18 protein-coding genes are annotated in these 19,412 nt (G+C 72.3%); 10 read left to right on the forward strand and 8 right to left on the reverse strand.

Annotated features, from left to right (window positions below; genetic code table 11):
- Positions 1 to 63 precede the first annotated feature (63 nt).
- Positions 64 to 324, forward strand: coding sequence for a preprotein translocase subunit SecG (secG, locus tag O7607_RS21855; RefSeq protein WP_018788217.1), 261 nt, complete (start codon positions 64 to 66; stop codon positions 322 to 324).
- A gap of 130 nt (positions 325 to 454) precedes the next feature.
- Positions 455 to 799, forward strand: a complete 345-nt coding sequence (locus tag O7607_RS21860) for an RNA polymerase-binding protein RbpA (protein ID WP_269705032.1) — start codon at positions 455 to 457, stop codon at positions 797 to 799.
- Positions 800 to 864: 65 nt separating this feature from the next.
- Here O7607_RS21860 and pgl read toward each other — a convergent pair whose 3' ends face one another.
- The 6 genes from pgl to tkt all read right to left on the reverse strand — a co-directional run bounded on the left by pgl (position 865) and on the right by tkt (position 9,328).
- Positions 865 to 1,635 carry a 6-phosphogluconolactonase gene (pgl, locus tag O7607_RS21865; RefSeq protein WP_269705033.1) on the reverse strand — a complete coding sequence of 257 codons (771 nt, stop codon included), beginning with the start codon at positions 1,633 to 1,635 and terminating at the stop codon, positions 865 to 867.
- 69 nt (positions 1,636 to 1,704) lie between these two features.
- The gene (locus O7607_RS21870) at positions 1,705 to 2,721 is read right to left on the reverse strand and encodes a glucose-6-phosphate dehydrogenase assembly protein OpcA (protein WP_269705034.1); all 1,017 of its coding nucleotides are present in this window, start codon (positions 2,719 to 2,721) and stop codon (positions 1,705 to 1,707) included.
- Positions 2,722 to 2,752: 31 nt separating this feature from the next.
- On the reverse strand, positions 2,753 to 4,267 hold the full coding sequence (gene zwf, locus O7607_RS21875; RefSeq protein WP_269705036.1) for a glucose-6-phosphate dehydrogenase: 1,515 nt from the start codon (positions 4,265 to 4,267) through the stop codon (positions 2,753 to 2,755).
- Between the two features lie 50 nt (positions 4,268 to 4,317).
- Entirely contained in the window at positions 4,318 to 5,895 is a 1,578-nt protein-coding gene (locus tag O7607_RS21880) for a glucose-6-phosphate isomerase (RefSeq protein WP_269705037.1), read from the reverse strand.
- Positions 5,896 to 5,994: 99 nt separating this feature from the next.
- Positions 5,995 to 7,173 (reverse strand): transaldolase, encoded by a 1,179-nt coding sequence (gene tal, locus O7607_RS21885; RefSeq protein ID WP_269705039.1) that lies wholly within the window; start codon positions 7,171 to 7,173, stop codon positions 5,995 to 5,997.
- A gap of 16 nt (positions 7,174 to 7,189) precedes the next feature.
- Positions 7,190 to 9,328, reverse strand: a complete 2,139-nt coding sequence (gene tkt, locus O7607_RS21890; protein WP_269705040.1) for a transketolase — start codon at positions 9,326 to 9,328, stop codon at positions 7,190 to 7,192.
- A 263-nt stretch (positions 9,329 to 9,591) separates the two neighbouring features.
- Between tkt and O7607_RS21895 the strand changes: the two genes are divergently transcribed.
- The 3 genes from O7607_RS21895 to O7607_RS21905 all read left to right on the forward strand — a co-directional run bounded on the left by O7607_RS21895 (position 9,592) and on the right by O7607_RS21905 (position 12,027).
- Positions 9,592 to 10,551, forward strand: a complete 960-nt coding sequence (locus O7607_RS21895; protein WP_269705041.1) for a heme o synthase — start codon at positions 9,592 to 9,594, stop codon at positions 10,549 to 10,551.
- A 219-nt stretch (positions 10,552 to 10,770) separates the two neighbouring features.
- Complete coding sequence (locus O7607_RS21900) at positions 10,771 to 11,103, forward strand: hypothetical protein (RefSeq protein ID WP_269705042.1); 333 nt, start codon at positions 10,771 to 10,773, stop codon at positions 11,101 to 11,103.
- 9 nt (positions 11,104 to 11,112) lie between these two features.
- The gene (locus tag O7607_RS21905) at positions 11,113 to 12,027 is read left to right on the forward strand and encodes an ATP-grasp domain-containing protein (protein WP_269705044.1); all 915 of its coding nucleotides are present in this window, start codon (positions 11,113 to 11,115) and stop codon (positions 12,025 to 12,027) included.
- Between the two features lie 59 nt (positions 12,028 to 12,086).
- On the opposite strand, the gene O7607_RS21910 is transcribed toward O7607_RS21905, so the two are convergent.
- On the reverse strand, positions 12,087 to 13,754 hold the full coding sequence (locus O7607_RS21910) for a right-handed parallel beta-helix repeat-containing protein (protein WP_269705046.1): 1,668 nt from the start codon (positions 13,752 to 13,754) through the stop codon (positions 12,087 to 12,089).
- A gap of 73 nt (positions 13,755 to 13,827) precedes the next feature.
- Positions 13,828 to 14,790, reverse strand: a complete 963-nt coding sequence (locus tag O7607_RS21915; RefSeq protein WP_269705047.1) for a COX15/CtaA family protein — start codon at positions 14,788 to 14,790, stop codon at positions 13,828 to 13,830.
- Positions 14,791 to 14,888: 98 nt separating this feature from the next.
- Between O7607_RS21915 and O7607_RS21920 the strand changes: the two genes are divergently transcribed.
- The 5 genes from O7607_RS21920 to sufC are packed head-to-tail and all read left to right on the forward strand — an operon-like array spanning position 14,889 to position 19,407.
- Complete coding sequence (locus O7607_RS21920) at positions 14,889 to 15,665, forward strand: helix-turn-helix transcriptional regulator (RefSeq protein WP_269705049.1); 777 nt, start codon at positions 14,889 to 14,891, stop codon at positions 15,663 to 15,665.
- A complete protein-coding gene (sufB, locus tag O7607_RS21925) occupies positions 15,662 to 17,092 on the forward strand; it encodes a Fe-S cluster assembly protein SufB (protein ID WP_013287447.1) in 1,431 nt (476 codons plus the stop codon). Before O7607_RS21920 ends, sufB begins: the two co-directional genes overlap by 4 nt.
- A 55-nt stretch (positions 17,093 to 17,147) precedes the next feature.
- Positions 17,148 to 18,290 carry a Fe-S cluster assembly protein SufD gene (gene sufD / locus O7607_RS21930; RefSeq protein ID WP_269705050.1) on the forward strand — a complete coding sequence of 381 codons (1,143 nt, stop codon included), beginning with the start codon at positions 17,148 to 17,150 and terminating at the stop codon, positions 18,288 to 18,290.
- Positions 18,290 to 18,634, forward strand: coding sequence for a non-heme iron oxygenase ferredoxin subunit (locus tag O7607_RS21935; RefSeq protein ID WP_064445305.1), 345 nt, complete (start codon positions 18,290 to 18,292; stop codon positions 18,632 to 18,634). Before sufD ends, O7607_RS21935 begins: the two co-directional genes overlap by 1 nt.
- The gene (gene sufC / locus O7607_RS21940; RefSeq protein ID WP_064445306.1) at positions 18,634 to 19,407 is read left to right on the forward strand and encodes a Fe-S cluster assembly ATPase SufC; all 774 of its coding nucleotides are present in this window, start codon (positions 18,634 to 18,636) and stop codon (positions 19,405 to 19,407) included. The genes O7607_RS21935 and sufC overlap by 1 nt, the downstream gene beginning before the upstream one ends.
- Positions 19,408 to 19,412 lie beyond the last annotated feature (5 nt).

Below are 19,412 nucleotides of genomic sequence, written 5' to 3' on the forward strand. Positions count from 1 at the left end.
GGTCGGTGCCGCCGTGCCCGACAGGTCCGGGCAGTGATCGCAACGAGAGGACTGACCCCCGCCATGCCGATCTGGTTCGCCTACACGATGATCACGTTGCTGGTCATCACCAGCGTGCTGCTCGTCCTGCTGATCCTCCTGCACCGCGGCAAGGGCGGCGGGTTGTCGAGCATGTTCGGCGGCGGCGTCAGCTCCAGCCTGGCCGGTTCGTCGGTGGCCGAGAAGAACCTCGACCGCTACACCGTTCTGGTGGGAATCGTCTGGTTCGCCTGCATCGTCGGGCTCGGACTCTGGCTGCGGCTGCAGATGGCCAGCGGCACCTGAGTCGGCGCTGAGAAGCGTACAATCTGCGCGCGGTCCGTCACGGACCGCGCGCAGTTTTGTTTCTCCGCGCGTCGCCCGTCGCCTGCCCCCTCCGGCGGCGGTCCCCTCCGACGACAGGGAGCGAGCAACCGTGCCCAGCAACAACGTCATCCGCGGCACCCGGGTCGGGTCCGCCCCCGAGCGGTTCGACCAGCGGGTGGAGCCCGCGCCGCGCCGCCCGGTCGTCTACTGGTGCCGCCACGGGCACCGGGTCGAGTTCCTGATCGCCGCCGAGGCGGAGACGCCGGCGGCCTGGGAGTGCCCCCGCTGCGGCGAGCCCGCCGGCCCCGACCCGGGCGCCCCGCCGGACCGCGAGCGCGCCGAGCCGTACAAGACCCATCTCGCGTACGTGCAGGAGCGGCGCACGCCGGAGGAGGGGGAGGCGCTGCTGGCCGAGGCCCTCGACGCGCTGCGCCGACGTCGTGGCCGCGCCTGAGCCGAGGCGTTAAGAAGGGGCCCCTTCTCTACCGGAGACGTTAAGAAGGGGCCCTTCCTTACACCTCAGCGGAGGCTGCGCAGGCGCGGCGGCACGTTCGCCGCCGCGGCCCGGTCGAGCAGCCAGAGGGTACGGGAGACGCCCCGCACCCCGGCGGCCGGCACCTGCACCGGCCCGGCCCCGGCCAGCGCCATGCCCACCGCCCGGGCCTTGTCCGCCCCGGCGGCGATCAGCCAGACCTCCTCGGCCGTGTTGATCGTCGGCAGGGTCAGCGTGGTCCGCGCCGGCGGCGGCTTCGGGCTGCCCCGCACCGCGCTGACCGGCCGGTTGTCGTGGTGCACCGGGTGCTCCGGGAACACCGACGCCACGTGCCCGTCCTCACCGACGCCGAGCATCAGCACGTCGAAGTGCGGCACGATCGCGTTACCGGGCCGGGCGGCGGCGGCCAGCTCCCGGGCGTACCCGGCGGCGGCCGCCTCCGGGTCGTCACCGGCGGCGCCGTCGGAGGCCGGCATCGGGTGGATCCGGGCCGGGTCCAGCGGCACCGTGTCCAGCAGCGCCGCCCGCGCCTGCGTCTCGTTGCGCTCCGGGTCACCGGCGGGCAGGAACCGCTCGTCACCCCACCACACGTCGACCCGGGACCAGTCGACGGCGTCCCGGGCGGGCAGCTGCCCGACCGCCCGGTACACCGCCGCGGCGATCCGCCCGCCGGTCAGCACCACCGACGCCTGGCCGCGCTCGGCCTGCGCGTCGAGCAGCTTCACCACCAACCGGGCCGCCACCGCCTGCGCCAGCAGGTCGGGGTCGGCGTGTACGGCGACACTCGCCTCAGTCATCCGTCGAGCCCTCGTGTTCCGACCGCCCACCGGCGGTCACCTGTGCCTCCGACCGCCCGGTCCGGGCGGTCACTCGTTCGCGGTCGCGCCCGCGTGCGCGGTCACGCCGGCCTCGGCCCGCTGGGCGGTCGCCGGATCCTTCCACACGTGCACCCGCTGGGCCGGACGCTGGTCGAGCCCGGTGATCCCGGCGGTGGCGCCGAGCGCCTCCGCGTACACCTGGTCGGCGTCGAGGCGGCGCAGCTCCTCGGCCAGTTCGTCGCCGAGCGGCCGGCGTACCAGCGGCAGCATGCGGTCCTCCTGCCCGGTACGCCGGAACACCGCGACGCTGTCGTCCCGGGTGAGCGTCAGCTCGTCGCCGTTGGCGCAGCGCAGCTGCACCTGGCGCATCCGCGGGAACTCGTCGGTGGCGGTCAGGACCGGGTCGATGCCGAGCCGGGCGGTGAGCCACCCGCGCATCAGCGCCGCCGTCGGGTCCGACGGGGGCGCCACCACGCTCGCCTCGGTGACCCGGGCCTGGGTGGTGTCGAACGCGCCTGCCACGAGCGTGCGCCACGGCGTGATCCGGGTCCACGCCAGGTCGGTGTCGCCGGGGGCGTAGTCGTGGGCCCGCTGCCGCAGCGCGGCGATCGGGTCGGCCGCCTGCGCCGAGTCGGTGATCCGCCGGTCCGCGACCACGCCGAGGAAGTCGGTGGAGATCTCCTGCGGCGGCTCGCCGTGCCACCAGGTCACCACCGGTACGTCCGGCACCAGCAGCGGCATCACGACGGATTCGGCGTGCAGGGCGAGCCGCCCGTACATCCGGGTCACGACCGCCTCGCACGGGCCGAGCCGGCCGCCCACGACGATCTCCGCGTCCAGCCGGTTGCGGTCCCGTTCCACGTCGGAGCGGACCACCACGAGCAGACGGCACGGATGCGCCGCCGCGGCGATGGTGGCCGCGGCCTCGGCCTCGCGTACCCGCTTCTCGTCCACCACCACGATCAGCGTGAGCGCCATGCCACTGGCCACCCCGCCCGCGCTGCGCCGTTCCGCGGCCAGCGCCTTCACCACCTCGTTGCCGGTGGTGTCCCACAGCCCGATCAATGGAGCCTCCTGGTTCGCTCGCAGTGCTCGCTCACGCTCTCCGCCAAGCCCGGCCCTCGCGGGCCAGCATCTCGTCGGCGGCCCGGGGCCCCCACTCACCGGCCCGGTACGGCTCCGGGGTCGTGCCCTCCCAGGCGTGCTCCAGCGGGTCGACGACCTGCCAGCTCTGCTCCACCTCGGCGGCGTCCGGGAACAGCGTCCGGTCGCCGATCAGCACGTCCAGCACCAGCCGCTCGTACGCCTCGGGGCTGGACTCGGTGAACGCCTCGCCGTACTGGAAGTCCATCGCGATGTCGCGGACCTCCATCGTGGTGCCCGGCACCTTGGAGCCGAACTTCAGCACCACGCCCTCGTCCGGCTGCACCCGGATGACCAGCTGGTTGGGGCCGAGGGACTCCATGTCGGCGGCGTTGAACGGCAGGTGCGGCGCCTTCTTGAACATGATGGCGACCTCGGTGACCCGCCGGGGCAGCCGCTTGCCGGCCCGGATGTAGAACGGCACCCCGGCCCAGCGGCGGTTCTGGATGCCCAGCTTCACCGCCACGTACGTCTCGGTGGTGGAGCCCTCCGGGACGCCCTCCTCCTCGAGGTAGCCCTTGGCGCGTTCGCCGCCCACCCAGCCGGGCAGGTACTGGCCGCGCACGGTGTCCTCGGAGACGTCGTGCGGCACGGTGATCGCCTTGAGCACCTTGAGCTTCTCGGCCCGGATCTCGTCGGCGTCGAAGCTCGTCGGCTCCTCCATCGCGACCAGGGCGAGCAGCTGGAGCAGGTGGTTCTGGAGCACGTCGCGGGCGGTGCCGACGGAGTCGTAGAAGGCCGCGCGGGTGCCGATGCCGACGTCCTCGGCCATGGTGATCTGCACCGAGTCGACGTACTTGGAGTTCCACAGCGGCTCGAACAGGTTGTTGGCGAAGCGCAGCGCCAGGATGTTCTGGACCGTCTCCTTGCCCAGGTAGTGGTCGATCCGGAACACGTCCTGGCGGGTGAACACGTCGTCGACGAGGTCGTTGAGGGCCTTGGCCGAGGGCAGGTCGTTGCCGAACGGCTTCTCCACGACCACCCGCCGCCAGCCGCCGGACTTGGCGTTGTCCGCCATGCCGGTGCGGGCGAGCTGCTTGAGCACCACCGGGAAGGCCGCCGGGGGGATGGAGAAGTAGAAGGCCGCGTTGCCGGCGATGCCGTGCGAGTCGCGCAGCTCGTCGAGCGTGGCGGCGAGCTGGTCGAACGCCGCGTCGTCGTCGAACGAGCCGCCGACGAACTTGATGTTGCCGGCGAGCCGGGCCCACACCTCCTCCCGCCACGGGGTGCGGGCGTGCTTCTTGGCCGCGTCGTGCGCCACCGACTCGAAGTCGCCGTCGCCCCAGTCCCGGCGGGCGAAGCCCAGGACCACGAAGCCGGGCGGCAGGAGCCCCCGGTTGGCCAGGTCGTAGACCGCCGGCAGCAGCTTCTTGCGGGCCAGGTCACCGGTCACCCCGAAGATCACCAGGGCACACGGCTCGGGGATCCGGGGCAGCCGCCGGTCCTGCGGATCGCGCAGCGGGTTCACCGGGCCACCTCCTCCTGCGTCTCGGTCCGCTGATTCCAGGTCATTGATCGTCACGTGCGTGTCCGTCCGGCCGTTTCCAGGAGCTGGGCGACACCCGCCGCCCGCTCGGTCAGGTGCAGGCGCAGCACCCGGTGCTCCCAGCCGGCCAGGGCCCGCCGGTCGCCGGCGGCCTGGGCCGCCTGGAGCTGCGCGAAGGTGTACGGACGACCGGGCACGTCCAGATCATCGGTGACCGCACCGGTGATCTGGAGATGCCGGCCGTACGGGTCGGTGTGCTCCGGCCGGCGCGGTCCCCAGCCGAAGGTGACCGGCCGTCCGGCGGCCCGGGCCAGCAGCGGGCGCAGCCCGGTGACCGCCGCGTCGGCGTGCCGGTCGAGGTACGCGGTCACCACGAGGTGCTCCCGTTCGCCCAGCCCGTCGAGCAGCCAGCGCAGCGCGCCGGTCAGGTCGGCCGGTGCGCCGCTCGGGGCGTACACCTCGATCGCGTCCCGGACCGACGACGGCGGCCCGGCGTCGGGCTCGACGTCGACGTCGACCTCGATGGCGGCGGGTGCCGCGAACGGGTCGGCCCGCAGCGTCACCGCGGCGGCCGCGGCGGCGTAGGTCCAGGTCAGCAGGTGCGCGCCGAGCGGACCGTTCACCGCGATGTCGGCGGCCACACCCGGTCCGACGCCGGCGCCGAGGGCGCCGCCGAGACCGACCGTGAGCACGCCCGGCCCGGTGGCACCGGGGGAGCCGGGGGACTCCGCGACCACCGGCAGGAGCCGTCCGCCGGTCGCGTCGGCCAGCAGTGCGCCGGCCCACCGGCCCAGACCGTCGAGGCCGGTGCCGTCGGGAACGAGCGCGACCGTGTCCCGTCCGGCGCCGGGCGCCGCGCCCAGGGCCGCGCCGAGCGCCAGGGCCGGGTTGTCCCGGTCCCGGTCGAGCGCGCCGGTGAGCGCCTCCGCCTCGTCCAGCACCTCGGCCACCGGCGCGCCGGCCAGCGCCGCCGGGACCAGGCCGGACGCGGTGAGCGCGGCCCACGGCCCGGCCACGCCCGGTTCGGCCGGGATCACCACCGCGCCCAGCTCGTCGGCGCGCGCCGCCGGCTCGGAACCGGGTTCGGTGACCACCACGACGTGCCGGGCGGCATCGGGCCCCTCGTCCGCCCACGCCTGCCGGTAGGCCCGCAGGTGGGCGTCCGTGGTCCGGTCCAGGCCGCGCCGGGCGGCGAGCACCAGGAGGGTACGCGCCGGAGCGCCGGCGGCGAGCGCCGCCCGCACCGGCCCCGGATCGGCGGTGTCGAGCACCGTCACCCGGCGGCCCAGGCACTCGGCGACGACCTCGGCGGCGAGCGTGTCGCCGGGGTCGCCGGCCAGCACCACGTGGTCCAGGTCGTCCAGCTCGGCGGCCAGTTCGGCGAGCTGGGGGAGCAGCTCCCGGCTGTGCCGGTGGGCGTGCAGCCAGCCCAGGCGGGCGAGGGCCGCCGCCTCGGCGCCGGGCCCCCAGAGGGCCGGGTCGGCGGCGGCGAGCCGGGCCGGGACGTCGTGGGAGACGAGCGCGGCGCGTGCGGACGCGCCGAGGGCGTCCGCGCCGCGCACGGCCAGCCCGGCGGCCATGTCCGCCCGCCCGGCCAGCAGGTCACTCACGGCGCCACCTCGGCTTCCACACAGCGCTCCCTCACCGCTTCCACGGTACGGCGCGACGCGTCCCGGGGCCGGGCCCCGGGACGCGTCGGACGCCGTCGGTCACGCGTTGCCGCCGGCCTGCTGGGCCGCCTGCGCGTTGCCCTCGGCGGCCCGGTGCGGGCTGCCCGAGCCCTTGGCCGCCTCGGCGAGGGACTTCTTGACCCCCTCCAGCAGCTCCACCCAGCTCGCCTCGAACTTCTCCACGCCCTCGCGCTCCAGCGTGGCGATCACGTCGGACAGATCCACGCCCACCGACTGGAGGTCGGCGAAGACCTGACGCGCGTCGTCGTACGCGACGGTGACTGTGTCCGCCTTCGTCTCGCCGTGCTCGGCGTAGGCGTGGATGACCGGCTCCGGCATGGTGTTGACGGTGCCGGGCGCGATCAGCTCCTCGACGTAGATGACGTCCCGGTAGTCCGGGTTCTTCGTCGAGGTGGAGGCCCACAGTGGGCGCTGCGGGTGGGCGCCCGCGTCGGCCAGCTTCTGCCAGCGCGCCGAGGAGAACACCTCGCCGTAGCGCTCGTACGCCAGCCGGGCGTTGGCGACGGCGGCCTTGCCGCGCAGCGCCTTGGCCTGGTCCGAGCCGATCTTCTCCAGCCGCTTGTCCACCTCGGTGTCGACCCGGGAGACGAAGAACGAGGCGACGGAGCCGATCTTCGACAGGTCGTGCCCGTTCTCCTTCGCCTGCTCCAGGCCGGCCAGGAAGGCGTCCATCACCTGCGAGTACCGGTCCAGCCCGAAGATCAGCGTGACGTTGACGCTGATCCCCTCGGCCAGCGTCGCGGTGATCGCGGGCAGGCCCTCCTCGGTGGCCGGGATCTTGATGAACAGGTTCGGCCGGTCGACCAGCCACCACAGCGCCTTGGCCTCGGCGACGGTCTTCGCCGCGTCGTGCGCCGAGCGCGGGTCCACCTCGATCGACACCCGCCCGTCCACGCCGCCGCTGACGTCGTACGACGGGCGCATCACGTCGCAGGCCCACCGCACGTCGTACGTGGTGAGCATGCGGACCGCCTCCTCGACGTCCACGCCGCGTACGGCGAGGTCACGAAGCTGCCAGTCGTACTCGTCGGCGTCGCTCAGCGCCTTGGCGAAGATCGTCGGGTTGGTGGTCACCCCTGCCACGTGGCTCTGCCGGCGCAGCTTGTCCAGCCCGCCGGAGCTCAGCCGTACCCGGGAAAGGTCGTCGAGCCAGATCGCCACCCCGGCGCCCTGGAGCTCCTTCAGCCTGTCCGTCATGACGCCCACGCTCCCCTCAGTTGCCGGTCGTGAAACCGGTGATGTCGCCCACCCGGGTCAGCGCCGCGTGCGCGGCGGCCACGATCCGGTCGGGGGTGAACCCGAACTGCTCGAAGAGCACGGTGTGCGGCGCGCTGGCGCCGTAGTGCTCGATGCTCACGCACTCGCCGCTGTCGCCGACGATCGCCCGCCACGACATCGCGATGCCCGCCTCCACGCTCACCCGTGCCTTTACCCCGCGCGGCAGCACCGACTCCCGGTACGCCTCGTCCTGGGCGAAGAACCACTCCTGGCAGGGCATGGAGACGACCCGGGTGGGGGTGCCGTCGGCCTCCAGCCGCTCCCGCGCGGTGAGGCAGAGCTGCACCTCGGAGCCGGTGCCGATGATGATCACCTGCGGCTTGCCGTTGGACGCCTCGGCCAGCACGTACCCGCCCTTGGCCACGCCCTCGGCGCCGGCCAGGTCGGTGCGGTCGAGCGTCGGCAGCGCCTGGCGGCTGAGCGCCAGCGCGGTCGGCCGGTCGGTGTGCTCCAGGGCCTGCCGCCACGCCCACACCGTCTCGTTGGCGTCAGCCGGGCGGACCACGTCCAGGCCGGGGATGGCCCGCAGCGCGGTCAGGTGCTCGATCGGCTGGTGCGTCGGGCCGTCCTCGCCCAGGCCGATCGAGTCGTGCGTCCAGACGTACGTCACCGGCAGCTTCATCAGCGCGGCCAGCCGCACCGCCGGGCGCATGTAGTCGCTGAACACCAGGAACGTGCCGCCGTACGGGCGGGTGCCGCCGTGCAGGGCGATGCCGTTGAGGATCGAGCCCATGGCGTGCTCGCGGATGCCGAAGTGCAGCGTGCGGCCGTACTCGTCACCGGGGAAGTCCTTGGTGGCGTGCGCGGCCGGGACGAACGACCGCTCGCCCTTCATCGTGGTGTTGTTGCTCTCGGCCAGGTCGGCCGAGCCGCCCCACAGTTCGGGCAGCACCGGCGCCAGGGCCTCCAGGATCTTGCCGGAGGCGGCGCGGGTGGCGATGCCCTTGGCGTCCGCCGGGAAGGTCGGCAGCGCGTCGGTCCAGCCGGTCGGCAGGGTACGGGTGGCCATCCGGTCCCACAGCGCCTTGCGCTCCGGGTTGGCCTGCGCCCAGGCGTCGAACCCGGTGGTCCACTCGGCCTGCTCCTGCGCACCGCGCTCCAGCACCTGACGGGCGTGCTTGAGCACCTCCTCGTCGACCTCGAAGGTGCGCTGCGGGTCGAAGCCGAGGATCTCCTTGGTGGCCTTGACCTCGTCCGCGCCGAGCGCCGAGCCGTGGATCTTGCCGGTGTTCTGCTTGTTCGGGGCGGGCCAGCCGATGATCGTGCGCAGCGCGATGAACGACGGCCGGTCGGTCTCCGCCTTGGCGGCCAGCAGCGCCTGGTAGAGCGCCTCCACATCCTCGTGGTAGTCGCCCTGGTCGGCGTCGCCGCTGCGCCAGTCGACGGTCTGCACGTGCCAGCCGTACGCCTCGTAGCGGGCCGCCACGTCCTCGCTCTTGGCGATGCGGGTGTCGTCCTCGATCGAGATCTCGTTGTCGTCGTAGATCACGCAGAGGTTGCCGAGCTGCTGGTGACCGGCGAGCGCGCTGGCCTCGTGGGTGATGCCCTCCTCGATGTCACCGTCGGAGGCGATGCACCAGATGTCGTGCCGGAACGGCGAGTCGGCGCGGTCCGGCTCGGGGTCGAACAGGCCGCGCTCGCGGCGGGCCGCCATGGCCATGCCGACCGCGTTGCCGAGGCCCTGGCCGAGCGGACCGGTGGTGGTCTCCACGCCCGGGGTGTGGCCGTGCTCCGGGTGACCCGGGGTGAGCGAGCCCCACTGGCGCAGCGCCTTGAGGTCGTCCAGCGACAGCGGGTAGCCGGAGAGGAAGAGCTGGATGTAGAGCGTCAGGCTGGAGTGGCCGGCGGAGAGCACGAACCGGTCGCGTCCGGCCCAGTTCGGGTCGGCGGGATTGTGCCGCATGACCCGGTTGAAGAGCAGGTACGCCACCGGGGCGAGGCTCATCGCCGTCCCCGGGTGGCCGTTGCCGGATTTCTCCACGGCGTCCATGGCCAGCACGCGGACCGTGTCGACGGCCCTGCGGTCGAGGTCGGACCAGTTGAGAGCGGGAAGCTCGGGTCGGTTGGCAGCCACGATGGTTGTGCTCCTCGGCAGATGGGCGGAACCCTCACTGATGACCCTATCGAGCGGTGCTAAACGTCCGCCCGGGGATCTCAGCATGCTGTTCTGTACGGATCGCGGACGTCTCGCCGTTCAACCCCAGGTGTGACGGCTCGCACCGTTGCCGGGTCCACGGGGCAGCGAAAACGACGCCGCGTAGTGTGTGGGGCGGTGTGTGGACCCGCAGCGGTCCGGGCCGAACGACCTCCCCCGCCGATGCCGGAAGGTGGCAATCCGTGAGCATGATCACCGAGCGCCCCGTCAGCAACCCTGCCGGGCAGTCGCCGGTGGGCGCGGTGGCGGAGTTGCCGGCGAGCGGCCGGCGGGACGTGCGCGCCGTGGTGGCGGCGTACGTGACGCTGACCAAGCCGCGGATCGTCGAGTTGCTGCTGGTGACCACCGTGCCGGCGATGATGCTGGCCCACGGCGGGATGCCGTCGCTGTGGCTGGTCGCGGTGGTGCTCGTCGGCGGGTCGCTCGCGGCCGGCGCGGCGAGCGTCATCAACTGCTACATCGACCGCGACATCGACCAGCTCATGCGGCGCACCAAGCGCCGCCCGCTGCCCGCGCACACCGTGTCGCCGCGCAGCGCGCTGGTCTTCGGCCTGGTGCTGGCCGCCGTGTCGGTGGCGCTGATGGCGGCGGCGACGAACTGGCTGGCGACGGTGCTGACGGTGGCTGCGATCGCCTACTACGACCTGGTCTACACGCTGTGGCTGAAGCGGACCACCGCCGCCAACACGTTCTGGGGCGGCATCTGCGGTGCGGCGCCGGTGCTGATCGGCTGGGCCGCTGTCACCGGCACGCTGGCGCCGGCCGCGTGGGGCCTGTTCGCTGTGGTCTTCTTCTGGCAGATGCCGCACTTCTACGCGCTGGCCATCAAGTACAAGGCGGACTACGCCCGCGCCGGGGTGCCGATGCTGCCGGTGGTGGCCTCGGTCCGGCGGGTCAATGCCGAGATCATCGGCTTCTCCTGGCTGACGGTGCTCTCCTCGCTGGCGGTGTGGCCGCTCGGGATGAGCCCGATCTACGGCGTGACGGCGCTCGTGGTCGGCGGGATCTTCCTCGTCGAGGCGCACAAGCTGTGCCGGCGCGCGACGCGCGGCGAGGCGGTCAAGCCGATGCGGCTGTTCCACTGGTCCACCACGTACCTCACGATCCTCTTCGCGGCCGTCGCGCTCGACGCGCTCATCTGACCCGCCCGTCCGGCGGTTCATCAGAAATTTTTTTCGGGCTTCCGCGGAGGGGGCCAACCTGGACAGATTGTGACGATCTCGCCTGTCCGCTTCGCCCAGGATTAAGCGACATGTACGGGCAAATTACCTGTGGTTCTTCTTAAACCGATGGGTAATTGGCATCACATTCAGTTCATGGTTCTCGCACATCCGGGTGGAAGTCTGCTTAGGCTTCGCGTCATGGCAGATGGTTCCGATACGACGCTGACGGCTGACAAGACCGCCGAGCAGGCCCCCAACGGCCTGGTCGCGGGCATCAAGTCGTTCGCCGCCGGGCACGGCGGCGCGAAGGCGGTCATCGAGTACGTCGGCAAGCGCGGCGCACGGATCGTCCTCGTGGGTTCCGACGGGGTATGGGCAGACCAGTTCGCCGACGACACGAACGTCGCGCGGCAGGCCTGCGCGAAGGCCGGAGTCGACGTCGAGAACGCCTGGGAGCGTGAACTGATGGACCAGATGCGTCCGAGCAACGACCTCTGGCGGTCGATGGCCCGGCGCACGATGGCCCGTTGACATAACCGAATGACCGACCACCACCAGTCGACCCGGGGGAAACCCCGGGTCGCTTTCGTCACCTGCGCCGAGCTGCCCGACCTCGACCCGGACGACCGGCTCGCGCTCGGCCCGCTCGCCGCCCGCGGCGTTCCCACCGAGATCGCCGTCTGGGACGACCCGGCCGTCGACTGGGACGGGTACGACCTGGCCGTGCTCCGCTCCCCGTGGGACTACGCGCTGCGGCGGGACGAGTTCGTCGCCTGGGCGCGTACCGTGCCGGCCCTGGTGAATCCGGCCGACGTGGTCGCCTGGAACACCGACAAGCGCTACCTGTCCGAGCTGGCCGCCGCCGGGGTCCCCACCGTCGCGACCGAGTGGGTCGAGCCCGGGCAGGCGTGGACGCCACCGGCCACCGGCGAGTACGTGCTCAAGCCGGCCGTCAGCGCCGGCAGCCAGGACACCGGCCGCTACGACCTGACCGACAGGCAGCACCGCGAGCTGGCGCTGGCCCACGTACGGCGGCTCTCCGGCGCCGGACGGGTCACCATGGTCCAGCCGTACCTCGACGCGGTGGACACCGCAGGGGAGACCGCCCTGCTGTTCCTGGCCGGCCCCGACGGCCTGGCGTTCAGCCACGCGATCCGCAAGGGTCCGATGCTGACCGGGCCGGACCTGGGCGAGGCCGCGCTCTACAAGGAGGAGCGGATCGACGCCCGCGCCGCCACGGCGGAGCAGCGCGCGGTGGCCGAGAAGGTGCTCGCGGTGGTGCCCGGCGGCCCGGACCGGCTGCTCTACGCCCGGGTCGACCTGATCCCCGGCCCGGACGGCGAGCCCGTGCTGGTCGAACTGGAGCTGACCGAGCCGAGTCTGTTCGTCGGGTACGCCGACGGCGCCCCGGACCGGCTCGCCGACGCGGTGCTCACCCACCTGGCCCGCCGCTGAGGCCACCGGCCGCGTGACCGCCGCGGCCGCGACGGCCCGCACCGGCACCGGCACGACGCTCAGTCGCGGTCGCTGTGGTTCCGCGCCCAGCGACCGCCGATCGGCGGTGTGTCCAGCCGCAGCGCGGCCTCGGTGCCGGCCAGGTCGTTGTCCTCGAACGCGCAGGAGACGCAGCTGCCCGCCTCGGTGACCCAGATGCCGTACGCCTGGGTGTCGGCGTCCCGGTGCCAGATCCGGTTGCCGCGCACGGTGGCCGAGTCGAACGGCGCGGCGATCGTGATGCCGCCGCAGGCCGGCGGACCGTCCGGCAGCTCGTACGCCGTGCCGGGCCCCGGCGTGGCGGCGCTCCAGCCGGTGGAGCCGTCCGGGCGCACCTCGGCCAGGGAGAGCCGGTCGGCGCTGTTGTCGGACACCACGGCGTCGCGGGAGCCGACCCGCACCACCTTGCCCCGGTGCCCGCCGGCCGGCCAGTCGGCGTTGCCGTCGGTGACCTCGCGTGGGCCGTACCGCACCGCCTCGCCGGAGCCGGAGCAGGCCGGGGCGGAGCGGCGGCCGTTGTCCCGGATCCGGTTCCCGACGATCGACGTGTCCAGCATCGGCCTGTCGATCCGGATGCCGTCCAGCGCGTTGTCCCGGATGTCGTTGTCCTGGATGACCACATCGGCCGCCGCACCCCGGTAGCCGTGGCCCAGGTCGTGCTCGTGGTAGCCGAAACCACCGTTGCGGCTGATCCGGTTGCCCTGCACCGTGTACGAGCCGGGGGTGTTGCCCATGCTGATCCCGTCGCCCACGTTGGCGTCGATCACGCAGCCGGTGACCAGGCCGCCGCGCCCGGCGACCCCGGCGGTGCCGTTGCCCGACACGTCGAAGCCGGCCTCCAGGTTGTTGGTCATGGTGCAGCCGGAGACGATCAGCCCCTCGGCGCCCCAGTCGGAGATGCCGAACCGGTTGGCCTGGCTGTGGCAGCCGATGATCCGGAAGCCGCGCGGCGGGGTCCAGTAGTCCTTCTGCAGCTCCAGGAAGATGCCGTTGGTGCCGTTGCCGATGGTGGTGCAGTTGGCGATGGTGAGGCGCTCCACGTCGCCCCAGCCGCCGATGCCGACGCCGATCCCGGCGCCGCCCATCTGGTCGCCGTTGTCCAGCCGGCCGCATCCCACCACGACCACGCCGTCGATCAGGCTGTCCTGGAGGAAGTCGCAGCCCAGGCCGGTCGCGCCGGTGTGGTGGATGTAGAGGTTGCGGAACACGCCGCGCACCACGTACTGCAGGCCCAGCCCCTTGGCCAGGTAGTCGTAGGACGTCTGGGCCACGCCGGAGCCGTCGATCTCGAAGTCGGCGAACGTGCAGTCGGTGATGTGCCGGTCCCGGTCCGCGCCGTGCTGCACCGTGGTCCAGTAGGCGAGCGGGACCGGTGCGCTGCGGTCGCCCTCGTTGCTGAGCAGGAAGCGGGTCGCGGCCGGCCCGGCGCCGAGCAGCGAGACGCCGCTGCGCCAGACGGTCCCGGCGTCGCGGATCGAGTAGAGGCCGGGCGGGCAGTAGATCACCCGGGCCCGGCCGTCGGCGTCGTACCCGGCGCCGAGGCGGTCCACCAGCGCCGCCAGGGCGGGCTGGTCGTTGGTGACCCCGTCGCCGGTGAGGCCGTACTCGCGGGCGTCGCACCACAGCGGCGCTCCGGCGACCGGGGTCAGCCGTTGCGGGGTGGTGGTGGAGAGGCTCTTGCGCGACACGGGGAGCTCCCCTCGGGCGGACGGTCGGTGGCCCGTGCCGCTTTCCCGCTTCCGCCGCGCGGTAACGCCCCGCTCAGGCGGCGGCGCCCACCCGCTGCGCGGCGGGCGCGGCCGGAGCCTCCGGGGTGGCCGGCAGCCGCTCCCGGGTGGCCCAGAGCACGCCCAGCGTGGCCAGCAGCACCAGGCAGGAGCCGAGCATGTGTGCGCCGACCAGCACGCCGGGCAGGTGGGTGAAGTACTGGACGAAGCCGATCACGCCCTGGCCCAGCTCGACCGCGATCAGCACCGCTGCGGCCCGCGCGGCGCGCTCCGCGCCGACCGCCCGGAACGCGAAGTACAGCGCCACCGAGAGACCGATCAGCAGGAAGACGCCGTCGGCGTGGACCTGGGAGATCGCTGCCGGGTCCAGGCCGTTGCGGGCCGCGCCGTGGTCGCCGGCGTGCGGTCCGCTGCCGGTCACCCACGTGCCGACCACCAGCACCGACGCGCTCACCGCCGTGGTGATCCAGGCGAGGGTACGCAGCGGCGCCGGCACGGTCGGTGCCACCGGTCCGTCCGGCTCCTTGATGCGCCGCCAGAGCGCGTACGCGGCGGCGATCACCGCCATCGAGGCGAGGAAGTGCAGCCCGACCACCCACGGGTTGAGGTTGGTGAGCACGGTGATGCCACCGATGACCGCCTGGGCCGGGATGCCGAACAGCACGCCCACGGCCAGCGGGAGCAGTCCCCGGCGGCGGGGGCGGTGGGCCAGCACGGCCACCACCACGGCGAGCGCGATGATGCCCACCGCGAAGGTGAGCAGCCGGTTGCCGAACTCGATCACCCCGTGCACGCCCATCTCGGTGGTCGTGGTGTAGGAGTCGTCGGTGCACCGCGGCCAGGTGGGGCAGCCGAGGCCGGAGGCGGTGAGCCGGACGGCCCCGCCGGTGACCACGATCGCGACGTTCGCGATGATCGAGGCGAGCGCGAGGCGGCGCAGCAGCGTGGCGGAGACCGGGAACCGGACGGATCGCTTCACGGAGCGAATCCTACGCACCGTAGTTGATCCCGATCGGGTGACTCCGGCACCCCGGTGGTCGGAATCACCGGACCCCGGGTTTGCAGGCCCTCCGCGAATTACGTAACGTTGCCGTTGTGAAAAACGCGGCGGCGCTCTCCCGAACGCCGGTGGCCGGTCCGGTCGCCGGTGGTTCGCGCGCACGTCGCAGCGTACGGCGTGGCGAGCGGGAGGCCGCTCCGGCCGACCTGTCGACCCGCGACCGGGTCACCCAGCTGCTGCTGGAGCGTGGTCCCACCACCGCCGCGCAGCTCGGCACGGCCCTCGGTCTGAGCCCGGCGGCGATCCGCCGGCACCTCGACGCGATGCTCGCCGACGGTGACGTGGTCGCCCGCGAGCAGACCGTGCGCGGCAGCCGCGGGCGCGGCCGGCCGGCCAAGGTCTTCGCGCTCACCGAGGCGGGCCGGGGCCGCTGCGGCACCCACCACTACGACAACATGGCCACCGCCGCGCTGCGGTGGATCGCCCGCACCGGCGGCACCGAGGCGGTCGCGGCGTTCGCGGCCGAGCAGGTCTCCGCGCTGGAGACCCGCTGCCGGGCAGCCATGGAGGACGCCGGTGACGCCCCGCTCGCGCGGGCGGAGGCACTCGCCGGCGCGCTGACCGCCGAGGGTTACGCTGCCAACGCGTCCACGATCGCCTCCGGCGGCCAGCTCTGCCAGCACCACTGCCCGGTGGCGCACGTGGCCGCCGAGTTCCCTCAGCTGTGCGAGGCCGAGACCGAAGTGATCTCCCGTCTGGTCGGCACTCACGTACAGCGCCTGGCCACCATCGCGCACGGCGACGGCGTGTGCACCACGCACATTCCCGCCCAGTCCGGTTCCACCGTCACCACTGTGAGGACAGATAGATGACCGAGCAGATCGTCCAGCCCCTGACCCAGGAGGAGCAGCTCGCGGCCCTCGGTCGTTACGAGTACGGCTGGGCCGACCCCGACGTCGCCGGGGCCTCCGCCCAGCGCGGCCTCAGCGAGGCGGTGGTGCGCGACATCTCGGCCAAGAAGAACGAGCCGGCCTGGATGCTCGACCTGCGGCTCAAGGGCCTGCGGCTTTTCGGCCGCAAGCCGATGCCGAACTGGGGCGCCGACCTCACCGGGATCGACTTCGACAACATCAAGTACTTCGTGCGGTCCACCGAGAAGCAGGCCACCTCCTGGGAGGACCTGCCCGAGGACATCAAGAACACCTACGACAAGCTCGGCATCCCGGAGGCGGAGAAGCAGCGCCTGGTCGCCGGTGTCGCGGCGCAGTACGAGTCCGAGGTCGTCTACCACCAGATCCGTGAGGACCTGGAGGAGCAGGGCGTCGTCTTCCTGGACACGGACACCGCGCTCAAGGAGCACGAGGACCTGTTCAAGGAGTACTTCGGCACGGTCATCCCGGTCGGCGACAACAAGTTCGCCGCGCTGAACACCTCCGTCTGGTCCGGTGGCTCATTCATCTACGTGCCGAAGGGCGTGCACGTGGACATCCCGCTGCAGGCCTACTTCCGGATCAACACGGAGAACATGGGCCAGTTCGAGCGGACGCTGATCATCGTCGACGAGGGCGCGTACGTGCACTACGTCGAGGGCTGCACCGCGCCCATCTACTCCTCCGACTCGCTGCACAGCGCCGTCGTGGAGATCATCGTCAAGAAGAACGCCCGGTGCCGGTACACGACCATCCAGAACTGGTCGAACAACGTCTACAACCTGGTCACCAAGCGCGCCGTGTGCCACGAGGGCGCGACCATGGAGTGGGTCGACGGCAACATCGGCTCCAAGGTCACCATGAAGTACCCGGCGGTCTACATGACCGGCGAGCACGCCAAGGGCGAGGTGCTCTCGGTCGCGATGGCCGGCGAGGGCCAGCACCAGGACGCCGGCGCCAAGATGGTGCACGCCGCGCCGCACACCTCCTCGACCATCGTGTCGAAGTCGATCGCCCGGGGCGGCGGCCGCACCTCGTACCGCGGTCTGGTGCAGGTGCTGGAGGGCTCGACCAGCAGCAAGAGCACCGTCAAGTGCGACGCGCTCCTGGTCGACACGATCTCCCGCTCCGACACCTACCCGTACGTCGACATCCGCGAGGACGACGTGTCGATGGGCCACGAGGCGACCGTCTCCAAGGTCAGCGAGGACCAGCTCTTCTACCTGATGAGCCGGGGCCTGAGCGAGGACGAGGCGATGGCGATGATCGTGCGCGGCTTCATCGAGCCGATCGCCAAGGAGCTCCCGATGGAGTACGCGCTGGAGCTCAACCGTCTGATCGAGCTCCAGATGGAGGGCGCGGTCGGCTGACGCCGGCCACCCTCGCCTCACTGACACCGTCGTCGCAGAACAGACCAAGGAAGAGATGACTACCCAGGCTTCCGCGCCGCCCACGACCAAGTCGCAGGCGCTCCGCTCGTACGACGTCGCCGACTTCCCGGCCCTCACCGGCCTGGAGGAGGAGTGGCGCTTCACCCCGCTCAAGCGCCTGCGCGGCCTGACCGGGTCGGCGCAGGGCGCGACCGGCACGGTCCGGCACGAGTACGGTGACCTCCCCGAGGGCGTCACCGTCGACCGGATCGGCCGGGACGACCCGCGGGTGGGCAGCGTGCTCACCCCGTTCGACCGGGTCAGCGCGCTCGCGTACGGCGGGGTCGACGGCGCGCTGCTGGTGCGCGTCGACCGCGACGCGGTGGTGGAGGCGCCGGTGCGCCTGCGGGTGGTCGGTGAGAACGCCGAGGCGCCCGCCTTCGGCCACACGTTCGTCGAGGTGGACCGGTTCGCCGAGGCCACAGTGGTGATCGAGCACGTCGGCTCGGCCACGCTCGCCGACAACGTCGAGGTGTCGGTGGGCGACGGGGCGAAGCTGACCCTGGTCACGGTCGCCGACTGGGCCGACGACGCGGTGCAGGCGCAGCACCTCAAGGTGCGGCTGGGCCGCGACGCCCGGATCCTGCACGTGCAGGTCAGCCTCGGCGGCGACCTGGTCCGGCAGTACACGTCTGTCGAGTACACCCAGCGCGGCGGCGAGGCCGAGCTGTACGGCGTCTACTTCGCCGACTCCGGCCAGCACCTGGAGCACCGGCAGCTGGTCGACCACACCGTGCCGGACTGCCGCAGCAACGTCGGCTACCGGGGCGCGCTGCAGGGCGACGACGCGCACACGGTCTGGGTCGGCGACGTGCTGATCCGTGCCGAGGCCACCGGCACCGACACGTACGAGATCAACCGGAACCTGCTGCTCACCGACGGCGCGCGGGCCGACTCCGTACCCAACCTGGAGATCGAGACCGGCGAGATCGCCGGCGCCGGGCACGCCAGCGCGACCGGCCGCTTCGACGACGAGCAGCTGTTCTACCTGATGGCCCGGGGCATCCCGGAGGCCGAGGCGCGGCGCCTGGTGGTGCGCGGCTTCTTCGCCGAGCTGATCAACAAGATCCCGGTCGAGGACCTGCGCGAGCGCCTGGGCGACGCCATCGAGGCCCGGCTGGCGAAGGCCGGCGCCTGATGCTCAAGATCTGCTCCACCGAGGACGTGCCGAAGGGCACCGCGATCAGCGCCGACGTGGACGGCGTGCAGGTCGCGATCGTGCACGGCGAGGACGACGTGTTCTACGCCGTGCACGACGAGTGCTCGCACGCCGCCGTGGCGCTGTCCGAGGGCGAGGTCGAGGGCTGCACGCTGGAATGCTGGCTGCACGGATCCCGTTTCGACCTGCGTACCGGTGAGCCCACCGGGCTGCCCGCCACCGAACCCGTACCCGTCTATTCCGTCGAAGTCCGTGACGGCGACATCTACCTTTCCGTGGACGGCGACGGCCGTCCGCTGCCGAGCAATGGAGTGACCCGCTGATGAGCACCCTGGAGATCCGCGACCTGAAGGTGTCGGTCAAGCTGCCCGAGGGTGAGCTCAAGCCGATCCTGCACGGGGTCGACCTGACCGTGCGCTCCGGCGAGACGCACGCCATCATGGGCCCGAACGGCTCCGGCAAGTCCACGCTGGCGTACTCGATCGCCGGTCACCCGAAGTACGAGATCACCGGCGGCGAGGTGACCCTCGACGGCGAGGACGTGCTGTCCATGTCCGTCGACGAGCGGGCCCGCGCCGGCCTCTTCCTCGCCATGCAGTACCCGGTCGAGGTCCCCGGTGTGTCGGTGGCCAACTTCCTGCGTACCGCCAAGACCGCCATCGACGGCGAGGCGCCGAAGCTGCGCACCTGGGGCGGCGAGCTGCGCGGCGCCATGGAGCGCCTCCAGATGGACCCGGCGTTCGCGCAGCGCAACGTCAACGAGGGCTTCTCCGGCGGCGAGAAGAAGCGGCACGAGATCGTGCAGCTGGAGCTGCTCAAGCCGAAGATGGCGATCCTCGACGAGACCGACTCCGGCCTCGACGTGGACGCGCTGCGCGTGGTCAGCGAGGGCGTAAACCGGGTGCGCGACACCGGTGACACCGGCCTGCTGCTGATCACCCACTACACGCGCATCCTGCGCTACATCAAGCCGGACTTCGTGCACGTCTTCGTGGCCGGCCGGATCGTCGAGCAGGGCGGCCGGGAGCTGGCCGACAAGCTCGAGGAAGAGGGCTACGAGCGGTACGTCGCCGGGGCCGGCGCGGCGCGGGCCTGAGACTC

Source organism: Micromonospora sp. WMMA1949, from assembly GCF_027460145.1.
Classification (GTDB): Bacteria; Actinomycetota; Actinomycetes; order Mycobacteriales; family Micromonosporaceae; genus Micromonospora.

Bases quoted from the DNA above. Each gene is read 5' to 3' on its own strand.
- secG (WP_018788217.1), top strand. From the start codon at position 64: ATGCCGATCTGGTTCGCCTACACGATGATCACGTTGCTGGTCATCACC.
- pgl (WP_269705033.1), bottom strand. From the start codon at position 1,635: ATGACTGAGGCGAGTGTCGCCGTACACGCCGACCCCGACCTGCTGGCG.
- tal (WP_269705039.1), bottom strand. From the start codon at position 7,173: ATGACGGACAGGCTGAAGGAGCTCCAGGGCGCCGGGGTGGCGATCTGG.
- O7607_RS21900 (WP_269705042.1), top strand. From the start codon at position 10,771: ATGGCAGATGGTTCCGATACGACGCTGACGGCTGACAAGACCGCCGAG.
- O7607_RS21905 (WP_269705044.1), top strand. From the start codon at position 11,113: ATGACCGACCACCACCAGTCGACCCGGGGGAAACCCCGGGTCGCTTTC.
- sufB (WP_013287447.1), top strand. From the start codon at position 15,662: ATGACCGAGCAGATCGTCCAGCCCCTGACCCAGGAGGAGCAGCTCGCG.
- sufD (WP_269705050.1), top strand. From the start codon at position 17,148: ATGACTACCCAGGCTTCCGCGCCGCCCACGACCAAGTCGCAGGCGCTC.
- O7607_RS21935 (WP_064445305.1), top strand. From the start codon at position 18,290: ATGCTCAAGATCTGCTCCACCGAGGACGTGCCGAAGGGCACCGCGATC.
- sufC (WP_064445306.1), top strand. From the start codon at position 18,634: ATGAGCACCCTGGAGATCCGCGACCTGAAGGTGTCGGTCAAGCTGCCC.